This window comes from Nocardia sp. NPDC005366 (genome assembly GCF_040606855.1).
In the GTDB taxonomy this organism is placed as follows: Bacteria; Actinomycetota; Actinomycetes; order Mycobacteriales; family Mycobacteriaceae; genus Nocardia.
This window is the reverse complement of sequence record NZ_JBEXFQ010000020.1, coordinates 107,126-121,626: the sequence shown is the minus strand read 5'-3', so window position 1 is coordinate 121,626 and position 14,501 is coordinate 107,126. Positions and strand designations below refer to the sequence as shown.

The 14,501-nt window shown below is 65.3% G+C and carries 16 protein-coding genes; 7 read left to right on the top strand and 9 right to left on the bottom strand.

Features of this window, described 5'->3' with window-relative positions; translation table 11 throughout:
• Positions 1 to 31: 31 nt before the first annotated feature.
• Both ABZS43_RS22795 and ABZS43_RS22790 read left to right on the top strand, forming a co-directional pair.
• Positions 32 to 364, top strand: coding sequence for a metalloregulator ArsR/SmtB family transcription factor (locus tag ABZS43_RS22795; protein ID WP_355037951.1), 333 nt, complete (start codon positions 32 to 34; stop codon positions 362 to 364).
• Positions 361 to 843, top strand: a complete 483-nt coding sequence (locus ABZS43_RS22790; RefSeq protein WP_355037950.1) for an SRPBCC family protein — start codon at positions 361 to 363, stop codon at positions 841 to 843. The genes ABZS43_RS22795 and ABZS43_RS22790 overlap by 4 nt, the downstream gene beginning before the upstream one ends.
• Before the next feature lie 52 nt (positions 844 to 895).
• On the opposite strand, the gene ABZS43_RS22785 is transcribed toward ABZS43_RS22790, so the two are convergent.
• From ABZS43_RS22785 to ABZS43_RS22765, 5 genes are all read right to left on the bottom strand, one after another.
• Complete coding sequence (locus ABZS43_RS22785; RefSeq protein WP_355037949.1) at positions 896 to 1,885, bottom strand: pirin family protein; 990 nt, start codon at positions 1,883 to 1,885, stop codon at positions 896 to 898.
• 37 nt (positions 1,886 to 1,922) lie between these two features.
• Positions 1,923 to 2,234 (bottom strand): GNAT family N-acetyltransferase, encoded by a 312-nt coding sequence (locus tag ABZS43_RS22780; RefSeq protein WP_355037948.1) that lies wholly within the window; start codon positions 2,232 to 2,234, stop codon positions 1,923 to 1,925.
• 120 nt (positions 2,235 to 2,354) lie between these two features.
• Positions 2,355 to 3,374 carry an aldo/keto reductase gene (locus ABZS43_RS22775; RefSeq protein ID WP_355037947.1) on the bottom strand — a complete coding sequence of 340 codons (1,020 nt, stop codon included), beginning with the start codon at positions 3,372 to 3,374 and terminating at the stop codon, positions 2,355 to 2,357.
• Positions 3,371 to 3,799 carry a MerR family transcriptional regulator gene (locus ABZS43_RS22770; RefSeq protein ID WP_355037946.1) on the bottom strand — a complete coding sequence of 143 codons (429 nt, stop codon included), beginning with the start codon at positions 3,797 to 3,799 and terminating at the stop codon, positions 3,371 to 3,373. The genes ABZS43_RS22775 and ABZS43_RS22770 overlap by 4 nt, the downstream gene beginning before the upstream one ends.
• A 91-nt stretch (positions 3,800 to 3,890) precedes the next feature.
• Complete coding sequence (locus ABZS43_RS22765) at positions 3,891 to 4,259, bottom strand: VOC family protein (protein WP_355037945.1); 369 nt, start codon at positions 4,257 to 4,259, stop codon at positions 3,891 to 3,893.
• Positions 4,260 to 4,360: 101 nt separating this feature from the next.
• Between ABZS43_RS22765 and ABZS43_RS22760 the strand changes: the two genes are divergently transcribed.
• Positions 4,361 to 4,564, top strand: coding sequence for a hypothetical protein (locus tag ABZS43_RS22760; RefSeq protein ID WP_355037944.1), 204 nt, complete (start codon positions 4,361 to 4,363; stop codon positions 4,562 to 4,564).
• Between the two features lie 28 nt (positions 4,565 to 4,592).
• Here ABZS43_RS22760 and ABZS43_RS22755 read toward each other — a convergent pair whose 3' ends face one another.
• A complete protein-coding gene (locus ABZS43_RS22755) occupies positions 4,593 to 5,084 on the bottom strand; it encodes a histidine phosphatase family protein (RefSeq protein ID WP_355037943.1) in 492 nt (163 codons plus the stop codon).
• A 228-nt stretch (positions 5,085 to 5,312) separates the two neighbouring features.
• Between ABZS43_RS22755 and ABZS43_RS22750 the strand changes: the two genes are divergently transcribed.
• Positions 5,313 to 6,983 (top strand): FAD-dependent oxidoreductase, encoded by a 1,671-nt coding sequence (locus ABZS43_RS22750; RefSeq protein ID WP_355037942.1) that lies wholly within the window; start codon positions 5,313 to 5,315, stop codon positions 6,981 to 6,983.
• Positions 6,984 to 7,044: 61 nt separating this feature from the next.
• Here the strand turns inward: ABZS43_RS22750 and ABZS43_RS22745 are convergent, their stop codons facing one another.
• Positions 7,045 to 7,815: an acyl-ACP thioesterase domain-containing protein gene (locus ABZS43_RS22745; RefSeq protein WP_355037941.1), complete on the bottom strand. Its 771-nt coding sequence runs from the start codon at positions 7,813 to 7,815 to the stop codon at positions 7,045 to 7,047.
• A 188-nt stretch (positions 7,816 to 8,003) separates the two neighbouring features.
• On the opposite strand from ABZS43_RS22745, the gene ABZS43_RS22740 reads away from it, so the two are divergent.
• From ABZS43_RS22740 to ABZS43_RS22730, 3 genes are read left to right on the top strand one after another with little or no spacing between them, the layout of a single operon-like run.
• Complete coding sequence (locus tag ABZS43_RS22740; RefSeq protein WP_355037940.1) at positions 8,004 to 9,851, top strand: serine/threonine-protein kinase; 1,848 nt, start codon at positions 8,004 to 8,006, stop codon at positions 9,849 to 9,851.
• On the top strand, positions 9,851 to 11,779 hold the full coding sequence (locus ABZS43_RS22735; RefSeq protein WP_355037939.1) for a serine/threonine-protein kinase: 1,929 nt from the start codon (positions 9,851 to 9,853) through the stop codon (positions 11,777 to 11,779). Before ABZS43_RS22740 ends, ABZS43_RS22735 begins: the two co-directional genes overlap by 1 nt.
• On the top strand, positions 11,780 to 12,994 hold the full coding sequence (locus ABZS43_RS22730) for a hypothetical protein (RefSeq protein WP_355037938.1): 1,215 nt from the start codon (positions 11,780 to 11,782) through the stop codon (positions 12,992 to 12,994).
• Here the strand turns inward: ABZS43_RS22730 and ABZS43_RS22725 are convergent, their stop codons facing one another.
• A complete protein-coding gene (locus ABZS43_RS22725; RefSeq protein WP_355037937.1) occupies positions 12,995 to 14,143 on the bottom strand; it encodes a transglycosylase SLT domain-containing protein in 1,149 nt (382 codons plus the stop codon).
• Complete coding sequence (locus tag ABZS43_RS22720; protein WP_355037936.1) at positions 14,140 to 14,469, bottom strand: type VII secretion target; 330 nt, start codon at positions 14,467 to 14,469, stop codon at positions 14,140 to 14,142. The genes ABZS43_RS22725 and ABZS43_RS22720 overlap by 4 nt, the downstream gene beginning before the upstream one ends.
• Positions 14,470 to 14,501 lie beyond the last annotated feature (32 nt).

Sequence of the window (14,501 nt, the reverse complement as noted above, 5' to 3'; positions counted from 1 at the left end):
ACGTCGCCCCTCCGGCGCAATACTGAACCTGATGGTTCAGTATGACTTCCTGGACGCCTCGTTCGGCGCACTCTCGGATCCCACCCGGCGCGGGATCTTGGAGCACCTCGGCCGCGGCCCGGCGACCGTCAGCGAATTGGCCGAACGTTTCGAGATGACCCTCACCGGCATCAAGAAGCACATTCGGCTGCTGGAGGAGGCGGGCATGGTCGTGACGGAGAAACGCGGCCGGACCCGCTACTGCAGGCTCGGGGCGAATGTCCTCGACCGTGAAGCGGCGTGGATGCAGGGATATCGGCGCATGGTGGAAGCCCGGATGGACCGTCTCGGTGAATTCCTCGAGCGAACGGAGCAGGGCCAATGACAACGGAGACGACGACCGACGCGACGATCACCACCCCGGTGGAACGCGAAATACATATCGAGCGAATTTTCGACGCACCTCGCGAACGCGTATGGGCCGCGTACAGCCGTATCGAACAACTCGTCCAATGGTGGTCGGGCGGTAATGGATTCGATGTCGAGCGGTGGGAGTTCCGCAAGGGGGGCCACTACCGCTTCGTCGAAACCTCCGACGGTGAGACCCACGGCTTCGAGGGGCGTTTCCGCGAGATCACCCCACAGGAGCGCATCGTGCAGACTTTCGAATGGGACGGTATGCCCGGCCATGTCGCTGTCGACGCCGCCAGCTTCATCGACCTCGGCGACGGCCGCACCAAGGTGGTGACCGTCAGTCAGTACCACACCGAGGAGGAGCGCGACGGAATGTTGCGGTCAGGCATGGAAACCGGGCTCAACCGGAGCTATCGCGCGCTGGACGCGCTGCTCTCCAGGAGCGCCTGAACCGTGAAAGTCCAGGCCCCCCTTCGTATTCGTGAAGGGGGGCCTGGACAAATCAGTTGTGGGCGGTGCCCACCCGGCGTTTGCGTGGTTTGAGGTGCAAACCCGGCAGCGGCGGGGCGGGAATGCGCTGATCCGGCGTATGGCCCGCGATATCCGGGAACCGATCGAGATCGTGGTTCTCCCAATCATTTCGGGCCGCGACGATCTCCTCGTGGCTGCGCGCGACGAAATTCCACCACATCACCAATTCCTCCTCGAACGGCTCCCCGCCGATCAACAGGAAGTGCGCGCCAGCGGTGGTGTTCAGCCGCAGTTCGGTGCGCTCGTTGCCGAGATATAGCAGCGGGCCCGGCGAGAGTTCGGTGCCCGCGGCCGTCACATCGCCCTCGATCAGCATGAGCGCGTATTCGAACGCGGGCTCCAACGGCAGCGTCACCTCGGCGTCCGGTTCGATCACGACGTCGGCGCCGACGATCGGGGTGTAGGCCCGCGCGGGCGACGTGTGTCCAGCCAGGGTGCCGATCAGTACCGTGGCGCGCACGCCGGGCGCTTCGTGGACCGGCAGGTCGCGGTGCTGTTCGAAATGCGCGTCGATCCGGGTTCGATCGCCGGGCAGCGCGATCCACAGTTGGAGACCGTGTCCAGCGGGTGCGTCCGGGGAGTAGTACTCCGAATGCGCGACACCACGGCCCGAGGTCATCAGATTCAGCTGTCCCGGATGGATGTCGACATCGGAGCCCACCGAATCGCGATGCCGGATCCGACCGACGAACGGCCAGGTCACCGTCTGCAGGCCGATATGCGGATGCGGGTCGATATCAGGCGGGGCGTCGGTCTTGGTGACGGTGGGAGAGCCGAAATGGTCGAAGAAGCACCAGGCCCCGACCGTCGGCAGATCCCGTTGCGGAAGCACCCGTTCGACGAAGACGCCGCGCACCCCGCCCAGCGGCACCTCGCGCGCCGGATACAGTTCGGCGACGGGGCCCGGGCCGGGCGCGGGTTCGCACAGCGCTTCGTCCGGACGCGGTTCCAGATCGCTCACCGGCCCATCCCATCGACCGCGAAACTGGCCGCGGACGTCACCGCTGGATGCCCTTGCCGAGAACGTGCGGGTCGTATTTCGGATTCTTCTCGATGTAGGCGCGGATGAACGGGCAGTGCGCCTCGATGACCCGCCCGCGCGCTATCACGTCATCGAGTGCCCGTTCGGCCAGCACCTTGCCCAAGCCCTTACCCGAGAACGCGTCATCGATTTCGGTGTGGACGAAATCGACGACATCGTCGCGCTCGACGTATTCGGCGAACCCGGCGAGGTCACCACTGTGGAAGACCTCGTAGCGGTTCTTATCGGAATTGTTGACGACCTTGTTCTCGACAATCGGCTCAGTCACGGTGCTGTTCTCCTTCCGAGCCGGCACCGGGGGTGCTTGCTCATGATCACCCGCTGTGTGTCCACAGTCGCGATGGTAGTAGTCGCGCGAAGCACGACGGATCAACCGGACCGTGACGGGCTATTCGCGACCCGCCGAGGTGAACGACATATCGGCGTAGCGGGGGCCGGCGACCTTGCTCGCGATCGGTTCGAGAGCGGCCAGTTCATCGGCGGTCAAGGCGAGAGTCGCCGCGGCCAGGTTCTCGGCCAGCCTGCTCCGGCTGCGGGTTCCTGGAATCGGGACCGTCGCGAGTCCGTGCACGGCGGCCCGGGCATGGACCCATGCCAACGCCACCTGCGCCAGCGTGATGCCGCGGGCGTCGGCGATGGCGCGCAACGGATTGAGCAATTCGGCGTTATGCGCGGCGTTGTCACCGGAGAAGCGCGGCATATTCCTGCGGAAATCCTTCGCATCCGCCAATTCGCCTGCGGCAGCGAAGGATCCGGTGAGGAATCCGCGCCCCAGCGGCGAGTACGGCACGAAGGCGACACCGAGTTCAGCGGCGGCGGGCACGGCGGTGCGCTCGACATCGCGGGAGAACAGCGACCATTCCGACTGCACAGCCGCGATGGGATGCACCGCGTGCGCCGCCCGCAATTCGGCGCCGGTCACCTCGGACAGGCCGAGCGCCCGAACCTTGCCCTGCGCGACGAGTTCCGCCATCACGCCGACGGTGTCCTCGATCGGCACCCGTGGGTCGCGCCGGTGCATGTAGTAGAGATCGATGGTGTCGATGCCGAGGCGGCGCAGGCTGGCGTCCACGCTGGCGCGGATATATTCCGGCGAATTATCGATACCGCGAAACGTGGGGTCGTCTGCTTTGCGGACGATGGCGAATTTGGTGGCGAGGACCAGGCGGTCCCGATTGGCCCGGACGAAATCGCTGAGGAATTCCTCGTTGTGACCCGCGCCGTATACGTCGGCGGTGTCGAACATGGTGACGCCCGATTCCAGTGCCGAATCCAGGGTCGCGCGCGATTCGGTGAGGTCGGAGGGGCCGTAGAACTCGCTCATGCCCATGCATCCGAGCCCCTGGACGCCCACCTCGATGCCGCTCGCGCCCAACGTTGTGGTCGGCAGTGTGCCGCTCGTCGTCATACCTTGATCCCTTCGCTGTGCTGCGTGCCGGGCGTGCCGGATTTACCCTCGTAGATCTCGATTTTGTAATCCAGCACGGCCACGGTCCGACGAAGTTCGTCGATTTTGGCGAGTACCTCGGCGCGGGTATTGCGGAACATCTCCAGCCGTTCCGGGACGGTGGAATTCCCTGCCCGCACCAATTCCGCGTAGCGGACCATGTTCGCCACCGACATGCCGGTGGCGCGCAGCCGCCCGATCAGCGTCAGCCACTCCAGGTCGCGGTCGCTGAAGCGTCGCCTGCCGGTGTGATCGCGGCCGATGTAATCCATCAGCCCGATACGCTCGTACCACCGCAGGGTGTCGCGGCTGAGTCCCGATCTATCGGAAACCTCCCCGATCGAATACCGGGGGAGTTCCCTTTCCTCGACTACGGTTTCGCCCACTGTCTCGCCCTTCCCGTCGAACAAGACCCACGCTAGCCACCTGGAGTGCGCTCCAAGCAAGTGCGGACACCCGCGCGAAGGGATCGATGACTCAGCTGTATTTCGGCAACTCCTGGACAGCCCATTTATTGCCGTCCGGATCGCTGAAGTAGGTGAAAAGGCCCCAGCCCTCGTCTTTGACGGGGGTGGCCTCCACCCCGGCCGCGACCAACCGCTGATACGCCTGTTCGGCGCTGGCGACCACGACCTGCATGCCCTCGACGCTGCCGGGGGCGGCCTCGGTGATGCCACGGCCGATGCAGATGGAGCACGCCGAACCGGGCGGCGTCAATTGGACGAACCGGATGTCCTCGGTGGGGCTGTGGTCGTGGTCGGCATTGAAACCGATGCTGGTGTAGAAATCCTTGGCCCGATCGACGTCGGTGACGGGGATGGCGATGAGCTCGATTTTCCAATCCATCGGCACAGCATGGCACCGGGCACCGACACCCGCGCGCATCCCGACCTTCCGCGGGCCCGAACTCGTCGACCACCCGCTCGATTCGGGCCTACCCTGGTGCTATGGCAGGTAAGGATATCGACCGGATCAGGGCCCGTTCGGCCTGGGCCACGGTCAAGGAAAGCCCGATGATCACCGCGATCGCGGTCGCGCCGTTCGTCATCGCGCTCGGACTCGTGTGGTGGCTCGTCGGCGGATTCGCCGCCTTCGTGCTGCTTGTCGTCCTCGGTGTGGTCGTCGTGGTCGGCGGCAAGCTGACGCGCTGAACAGCGCGCCGCGTCCCGTCCGGGGCGTTCAGCGCGGGATATGGAAGCGCACCAATTCGCCGGTACCGGGGTCGATCCGTGCCCAGGGTCGATCGAATTCGAGGATCGCCATGGCCGAGGTGGGAAATTTCCTGCTCAGTTCGATCGCCGGATCGGAGTTGCGATTGCCCGCCAACTCCCAAGCCGTCCACGGCATTCCCGGCGCGTGGCCGATCACCAGCAGCGTGGACACTTCGTCGTCGCTGAGCTGGATCAATTCGATGAGCGAGCGCGGGGACCCCTCGTAGATGCCGCGTTCGAAGACGACGGGCGCGGTGACGCCGGTGGCGGTCAGGGTTTCGCGGGTGCGGGTGGCGGTGGAACAGCGCACCGCGTCGATCGGCGGCTGGGTATCGCGCAGCCAGTCGCCCGCGAGCCCCGCTTCCCGCTGCCCGCGCGGGGCCAACGGACGTTCGTGATCACCGACGCCATCCGGATAGCCGGACTTGCCATGCCTCATGAGGATCAAGGTCCGAACCATGCGAACACAGTAAGACGTACCGGCCCCGGTCGGGGTGTGGAGGTGGGGATCGACGCGCGCCCGGCCTGCTGTGATAGGTACGTAGGCACTCCGGGGAGAGGCGTACGCCACTCTCGAGGCACACTGAAAGCGGCGTCACATACGTTCATCCGCTACACCGTGACACCGCCGTCCACCTCAACCCCAGGGTGGCACACTGCCCACGCATATTTTCGAGGATCTGCAAATATGGCCTACGTAATCACGCAGCGTTGTTGCAACGACGCCAGCTGCGTCTCCGAGTGCCCGGTCGATTGCATTCGTCCAACACCGGACCAGCCGGAATTCGCGACGACCGAGATGCTCTACATCGACCCCGACACTTGTATCGATTGCGGTGCCTGTGTGGACGCGTGCCCGGTGGAGGCCATCTACTCCGAGGACGACCTCCCGGCCTCGCTGGAACGGTTCCGCGAAATCAATGCCGCCTATTTCGAACGGCATCCGCTGGAATCGAACTTCGATCCGATCAAGACACCCGCGCGCCCGCCGAAGGAACTCGGCACCCTGCGGGTAGCGATCGTCGGCGCGGGCCCAGCGGCCTGCTACGCCGCCGACGAACTGCTGCGCCGGTGTGATGTCGAAGTCGAGATGTTCGACCGGCTACCGACGCCATGGGGCCTGGTACGCGCGGGCGTCGCCCCCGACCATCCCGGCACCAAGACGGTGTCCGGTCTGTTCGAGTCCGCGTTCCGTCGCGAGACCCTGCAGTACTACCTCAATGTCGAGGTGGGCACCCATATCTCGCACGAGGAGCTGCTGGCGCACCATCACGCGGTCCTCTACGCCGTCGGCGCCTCGGCCGACCGGAAGATGGGTGTGCCGGGGGAGGACCTGCCCGGCAGCCATTCGGCGACCGAATTCGTCGCCTGGTACAACGGTCACCCCGACTATGCCGATCGGCAATTCGATTTGTCCGGCGAGCGCGCGGTGATCGTCGGCAACGGCAACGTCGCCCTCGACGTCGCCCGTGTGCTGACCGTCAACCCCGACGAACTGGCCAAAACCGATATCGCCGATCACGCCCTGGACGCGCTGCGCGAGAGCAATATCCGCGAGGTCGTCGTGCTCGGCAGGCGCGGTCCGTTGCAGGCGGCCTACACCTCCCCGGAATTCCTGGCGCTGGTGCACCTGAAGGGGGTCGACGTCATCGTCGACGAGGCCGATCTGGAACTCGACCACGCCAGCCAGGAACTGCTGGACGACCCGATGATCGAACCCTCGCTCAAACTCAAGTACACCCTCGCGCAGGAGTACGCGGGCGGGCGGCGCGATCCGGCGAACAAGCGGATTGTCTTCCGCTACCTGGCCTCGCCGATCGCCGTGCACGGCTCCGACAAGGTCGAATCCCTCGAATTCGTGCACAACGAATTGTTCAACGAGGAAGGCCAGCTGGTGGCGCGGGCGACCGACCGCACCGAGACCATCGAGACCGGCCTGGTGCTGCGCTCGATCGGGTACAAGGGCGAGGCCGTCGCTGACCTGCCGTTCGACGAGCGCCGCGGCGTGGTGCCCAACGAGCACGGCCGGGTCATCAGCGCCGACGGCACCCCGCTGGACGGCGTGTATGTCAGCGGGTGGATCAAGCGCGGGCCGCGCGGTGTCATCGGCTCGAACCGGATCGACTCCGAGGAGACGGTCGAGCACTTGATCGCCGACTTCACCGCGGGCAAACTCGCCGCGCCGCAGGGCGACCGAGCCGCGTTGAAGGCGCTGATCGGCGCGCGGCAGCAAGATCTGGTCGATCGGGCGGGCTGGAAAGCCATCGATCAAGCCGAGAAGACGGCCGGTAAGGCCGCCGGGCGCCCTCGCGTCAAATTCACCACCCGCGAGGATCTGCTCAAGGCCGCACGCGACTGAACGGGTTCGGACGCCGGTCGGATCGTCACGTTCCGGCCGGCGTCCGCGTATCCGCTTCGCGCTAAGGAAGCGGCATGATGCGGACGACCGTCGTCGTCGTCCCGCCGACCACGAACCACAGGCGTAGGACCGGCCGCCCCGACCGATCGCCCGGCTCGTACCGGCTGCGTACCGACACATGCTGGCGCGCCAGCACCGGCGCGACATACTCGATCACCGCGCGGTGCGGCCCGGCGACCAATTTCGGATACTCCACCAGGAACTGTTCCACCGCCTGCCAGTAGCAGGCATTGTTGACGTGGTTGTACTGGTCGATATCGGTCGCCCGCACCGGAAACGGCAGGTCGATATCCGATTCGGGGGGAGTGGCATCGGTGAGATACGGCCGCCACCGCAGTCGGTGCTCATTGGTGGTCTGCGCCATGTAGGCCAGGCCCTCGTCGCTGATCCTGGCGGGCATATTGCTCGACTCGCTGATATTGATCCAGAAACCCTCTGTCTCGATCAATCCACCGTTTCCACTGGTGATCCGCACTCGCATATTGGTCCAGCGGGTCGACATACTCGAGCACCACCGCAGCAACCGCACCTCGTCAGGCCACAGGATCGGCCGGATGACATCGATGACCGTGCGCCGGACGATCCACACCGGATCGGTGCGGTGCAACGAGGTCTGATGCAACTGCTCCCAGGCGATATCCTGCAGGTAGCGGGCGACGCCGTCGAACCGCAGTCGGTCGTACGGATCCACATCACCAGCCCGGATGGGCCACGCCGAAGCAAAGCCCATGCCCTCCTGGGGAAGCGGGGCGAGTGGCTGATCGAGTGACACTTGTGCTCCTCGCGCTGCACGGTGTGCCGCGTTTTCTTGCGGTGCTGTTGTGAGACGACTTTACGGGGCCTGGGTCACACCCACGCGTCGAGCCGTCCGTACTCGCAGGTACACCATCCATCGGGGGGTGCCCCGATACCCCGCCCACCCGGTACTATCCGGCTAGCACCGAGGGGAGGGGCGAGGGTGTGAAACCGCTGGGGCGAAACGATCCACAGACCGTCGGCAGGCACCGGTTGGTCGCGGTAATCGGACAGGGGGCGATGGGCAGGGTTCTGCTCGGCCGAGCGCCGGACGGCCGATCGGTCGCGGTCAAGATGATTCATCGTCACCTCGCGAGCAGCCCGGAATTCCGCGCCAGATTCCGCCGGGAAGTCGAGGCATCCCGGCGTGTGACCGGGGCGTACACCGCCGCCGTTATGGACGCGGATCCGGACGCGCCCGAACCGTGGCTCGCCTCGGTTTTCGTTCCCGGGCCCTCGCTGCGCGACGCGATCGACCGGTTCGGTCCGATGGCACCCGGTGGGCTGCGGCTGCTCACCGCGGGGTTGGCGTCGGCGCTGATCGAAATTCATCGCGCTGGGATCGTGCACCGTGACCTCAAACCCGGCAATGTGCTGCTCGCCGACGGCGGTCCTCGGGTCATCGACTTCGGTATCGCGCGAGCGCTGACCGCCGATCTCCAGTTGACCAGCACCGGATCGGTGGTCGGGTCACCGGCGTTCATGTCACCCGAGCAGGCCCAAGGACGGACACTCAGCGCTGCGAGCGACGTGTTCTCTGTCGGCGCGATGCTGGTACTGGCGGCGACGGGGGAGAGCCCGTTCCATGGCGCCTCGACGCCGCAGACGTTGTACAACGTCGTGCACAACCGAGCCGACACCGCCGGGCTGCCTCCCATGCTGCGCTCGGTGGTCGAGGCGTGTCTCGACAAGAATCCCGCGCACCGTCCGACCCCGAACCAGCTCCTCGAATCTGTGGACGCCACGACAGCGGGTGCGGGCTGGCCTGCGGGGTTGCGGCGGGAGATCGCCCGGCAACGAGTGGCAGCCGAGACGTGGATCGCTTCTGATGGACAACCATCGACCGAGCCCGGTCCGCGCCGGACCGTGCGGTGGTTCGCCGCAGCCTCAATCCTGACCCTTCTTGCCGTGGGCATCGCCGCGGCGGTGCTGCTCGGAAAGGGTTCCGAGGTTACCGATCCGATCGGGAATCGCACCCTCGACTTGAGCGACGATCAGTTGCGGCTCATGAATACCTGCGCACTGCTCGGCGATGACGTCGTCGGTGCGCTGGGACAGCCGGGTACGGCCGAACTCTCGAACTCGGCCGAATGCGCCGTCGATCTGACGACATCGGAGGGGAGAAGAATGCGCGCGAGCGTGGGGGTGGGAACTGCGGTAGCGCCGTCGGATCCGGAGGTCGGCGCCGTTGTCGCGGGTAGGCAGATCGTCGGGCACTCCGAAGCCGGATTCTGTGGTCGGGCGGCCATCATCCGGGAACAGCCGAAGCTCGGTGTCGGAGTGACCATCGCCGCCGAGAGCGACGCCTGTGCGCTCGCCACCGAAGCGCTGGAGGCCGTCGTCACCCGGTTGATCACCGATCCACCGTTATCGAATCCGCCGAGGCAGTCGGTACTCCGGGTCGATCCGTGCGCCGCGGTCGATCGCGGGGTGCTCGACGCCGTGGTCGGCACCGGCGCGCAGCCTGCGCCGGTCGACGGGCATACCTGCAGGTGGGAGGGTGCCCCGTTCACAGTGACGGTGCGACCCATCGAGCAGCGCCGGGTCGACGCCGATCCTGCCTATGCGCGACTGGCCGTCGACGGGGGCAAGCTCGGCTTTCTCGATATCTCACGGCAGGCGGCTGCCGATGGAACGTGCTCGACCTACCATCTGTTGCGCTCGACCGTGGCGGATCGGGGTGAGTTGATCGTCGTATCGGCCCGGCCGACTTCGCCCGAAGCTGAGCAGAACGCTTGCACGGCAACGGAGTCACTGGTGATCTCGATCGTCGCTCGCATCCGGAGTTCATGATGGTGAAACAACTCGAGCCAGGCGACCCCGTGCGCATCGGCCGTTACCGCCTCCTCGGTCAGCTCGGCGCAGGCGGTATGGGACGGGTGCTGCTCGGCATTGGACCCGATGGGCGTTTGGTCGCGGTCAAACAGATCCATACACATCTGGTGCACGAGGAGGACTTCCTCCCGCGCTTCCGTCGCGAGGTACAGACCTCCGCACGGGTTTCGGGGGCGTACACCGCCGCGGTCATCGACTTCGATGTCGATGCGGAGATGCCATGGCTTGCTTCGGTGTTCGTCCCCGGTGTGCCACTGGATCGGGCGGTAGAACAATTCGGTCCGCTGTCTACACAGCAGGTGCGCACACTCGCGGTCGGCCTTTCCTCGGCGCTGCACGCGATACACGGCGTCGGATTGATCCACCGAGATCTCAAGCCCGCCAACGTGATACTCGCCGAGGACGGTCCCCGAGTGATCGACTTCGGCATCGCCCGAGCGGCCGAGGAACATTCCGAACTGACGCATACCGGCTCGATCATCGGATCGCCCGCGTTCATGTCACCGGAGCAGGCGCAATCGATGCCGCTCACACCGGCAAGCGATGTGTTCTCCTTCGGGGCCGTGCTTGCGATGGCGGCGGGCGGCATAAGCATTTTCGCCGGTTCCTCCATGCCGCACACGCTGTACAACATCGTTCACACCGAACCGGACCTGGATGGCCTGCCGGCTGAGGTCCAGCATCTTGTCGAACCGTGTCTGCGTAAAGATCCAGGCGCGCGGCCGACCGCTGCCGAAATTCTCGACTTTCTCGGACCTCTTCCACCGCAGGCATATCCGTGGTCGGTTGCCGTGCATGAGGCGATCCGCGCGCAGACCGCAGACCTGTCCGTCCTGTCCAACGACCCCGAGAGCACTCGGATCATCGGCGCGGACGAGGTGACTCTGCCCGAGCCGAGTTTCGATGAGCGACTGCGTCGGCTGGAGGCGCAGGCACATGCCGAATCCTATCGTCGTCGGCGCCGACAACGATGGCGACTCGCTGCCCTTGCGGGGGCGGTTTCGCTGGTGATCGCCGCTATCGGCGCCGCGGTAGTGATCAGCCGTGACGGTGATGTGTCGAACGAGACGAATCCGCTCGGCGGCCTCGACCTGACGGCGTTGCGCTCCACCGATCTGTGCGAGGTGATGAGGGATCCGCTGGTTCGATCGGCCGAAAATTGGACGGTGGAATCCGCTACGCCCCAATGGGGTACATGCGCCGCGACGTCGGGTTCGTCCCGATACGTCGCGGAAGTCGGGCGCACGGAAGCGTATCGGGACGCCGGACGTAGATCCGCCGGTGTTCCTGTCCTCGATGAGATCTCGGCCTCGAATGGCGTCTGTGCGCGCGCATTGCGGCCTGCCGCCATGGATCCGCAGTTCGGACTCGTCGTGCGGGTCACCGGCACGGAGTCCGCCGACGGATTATGTGCAATCGCCGACGAAGCGACAACGCAGATGGCGCAGCGGATGAAGAAGAATCCGCCGAAACTACCGAATATTCGGAACTCATTGGCACGGCTCGATCCATGCGCACTGGTTGCACCCATCGAGATTCAACTCTCGGTGGGGCCCAAAGTTCCCGGAACGCCCGAGCAGTCGCATTCGTGCACATGGTTCGGCACCAACGCGTTGACCTTGACGCTGGAGCGGACGAAGAAGTTCACCGACGCGCCGAAGTCCATTCCGTTCGACGCGGGGGGCAGGGTGGTCTACCTCGACGGCGAAGAGTTGACGGCGACGACCTGCGTCCGTCGATACACCTACCGATCCATCGATGCCGACAATGTGGAGGCAGTGCGTGTGCAGACGACGAATCCATCTATGGATCATCCGGAAACCAAATGCCTTGCCGCGCAATCCGTTCTCGACCATATTGTCGCCAATCTGCCACAGGTGAACTGAATGCCGCGAAACGCAGGCCGGGTGCTCTCGGCGCTCGTCCTCACCGTGCTGCTCGTCCTGGTCGGCTGCGCGTCGACCATCGACGGTACGAGCGTCGCCGGTGAGGTTGATGTGCGAACCCTGGATACGGGACGGTTCCCGACGGAATCCCCGACGTTCATGGCGCAACTCTTCCGATCGGACTACCTCGGCCTCGAAGCCGCGCGAATGGCCGATGCTGTGTTGAGCCCGCATCTCGTCGATTCCGACTATGCCTTGGGGGCGACCGCGAGTGCGCATATCGCGCCGGAATCGGTAGTCAGGTATCTGTTCGATACGACCGTTCCCGTGCTGCGCAAATACGGGATGATCGTCGCTTTCTCCACCGCCTCCGCGGATACCCGCGTGCCACCGGAGAAGGCGCTGTACGACACGACCGGACAGCAGCGCGAGGGATTGACCGTCACCGTGACTCGATTCCCCGATGAGTCCTCTGCGCGGGCCGCTGCCACCGAACTCGATGCAGTCGACGCGGCGGCCAACGCCGACAATGTTCGGGTCCAGCTTCCGAAATATCCGCGCGCGGTCGCCCATTGGCGTCCCTCGTCTCCGACACTGGGCAGCACGACCCCGCACGGTGTTTTCGTCGTCAGTGTCTATGCCGTCACCCGTAAGACGGACCTGGCAGTCCTGACCGAAATGACCCAGAAATATCTGGATGCCGAAGTTGCGGCTCTGGACGCCTTCACCCCGACACCCCTCGGAAAACTGTCGGAGCTGCACCAGGATCCGGATCGGCTGCTGATACGCACGCTGCACGACAACGGCGCTGTCGGGCGACCGGACGGCAACAGCGAAGTCGTCTACACCACCCGCGGCTACCTCAACTATGTTCTGGATCAACCGGGCCGGTCGAAGGTACTGAACGATGCTGGGGTGGACCGGGTCGCGGTGGCACCGCTGACGTTCGCGTTCCGCACACGTGACGCCACCGCGGCGCGCCGATGGGTCCGAGATTCCGCGGGGCTGGGCGATCCCGCCGACATACGCGCGGTCGATTCGCCGGTCGATGTGCCCGACAGTTCGTGTGTGGAAGACCGATTCACCAGCACCCCACAGCGTTTCCGCTGTTTCGTCGCCTACGACCGCTACGGCGTATTGGTCCTGGGTAGTCGGCTCTGGGAGACGCAACAGCGCGCGGCGGCTCAATACGCTCTGCTGGCGAACACGCGGTAATCAGTAACCCTGGTAGGCCCCGCCACTGTTGACGGCGGCGACACCCGGCACGTTGGACAACGATCCGTATCTGTCGATGGCGTACCGCGTGCCAGCGATGATGTTGTCGACCGGGTCGAAAATATTGTCGTGACCAGGTGCTTTGTAGGCGTCGAAGGTGCTGTCGATGGTTTGCATCAACCCCTTCGACGGGTGGCCCGCCGAGGCATTGCTGTCCCAGCCGTTCACGATCAATGGGTTACCGCTGGACTCGTGCTGGATGATCATCGCGAGGGCACGTTCATCGATCTCGTCGGGGCTGTAGCCCATCTCGATCAGTTTGGCCTTGGCCTGCTTGATCCATTCCGCCACGTCACCGGTCGGCATAGGCCCGGTGGAGTTGTATGTCGAGCCGTTGGACGATGGTGCGCCCGAGTGTGAGCCGGAACCGTTGCCGCCGTTATTGCCCATGGCGTAGTTGGGTTTGTTACTCGAACCGGATGACGGCGAATAGGACGCGACGGGGGCGGCGGCAGCGGGGGTGGTCGGGGCCGGAGTGGCGACCGCATTCGGATCGCCGAGCCCGTCGTAGGCTCGCTGCAAGGCGGCGACCGCGTTCTGCACGTTGGTTTTCGCCTCGTTGGCGACGTTCTCGGCCTGGGCGAGGGCGTTGACGATGTCGGTATGCCAGTTGGCGGCATCGAGGCGGGCTTGGTCGGACAGGCGGGTGGCTTCGTATTCGCTGAGATTGTCGCGGTACCACTGGATTCGGGCGTCGGCGTTGACGTCGCCGTTGGCGGCGACCTCGAAACCGGGTTCGTGTTTGCCCTGGTCGGCCCAGCACTGTCCACCGGATCGGGCTGTCTCGCGCAGGCTCAGTACTTTGGATTTGGCTTCGTTCAGGTTGCCGACCTGGGAGGTGAACGCGGTGTGGAGTTCGAGAAGGGCGCGGCTCACTTCGGAGGCGCGGGTCTTCTCGGTGCCCATGCGGGTGTCGGCGGCCTCGGCGGCGGCTCCGGACCATACCTTGTCGGTGCCCAGTACGGCCGTCTCGTCGGTGGCTGTGCGGATCGCGGTGTCCAGGCCGGTCGAGATCGTCTGCGCGTTCGTGCCCGCCGTGGTGAGCTGGTCCGGCTGCCAGGCGGCGACGTCGTCGATGGTGAGGGTCATGACAGCCGCAGCCCGATCGTCTCGAGCCTGGAGGTGAAATCGTCTTCGGCCACTTCGTAGGCCTTCGCCGCGTTCTGGGTGCTGTCGGCGATCTTGGTGAGCCGCTCACCGATCCGCCGCAGACACCTGTCGACGACGTCGGTGGCCTGCTGGGTGGCCGCGCCGAATTCGGTACCGGGTAGTGCCGCGAGGGCGAGGTGGAAACCGTCGTCGGCATTCAATCCGGTCACCGCGCCGGATTCGGTGCGCAAGTTATCCGCGAAGCGGCGTAATCCCTCCGGATTCACCCGCAGCGTTGTGCCCGCCGACTGATCCGCGCCCTCCATGAGATCCCCCTTCGCCCCGACCTGGAAGTCGC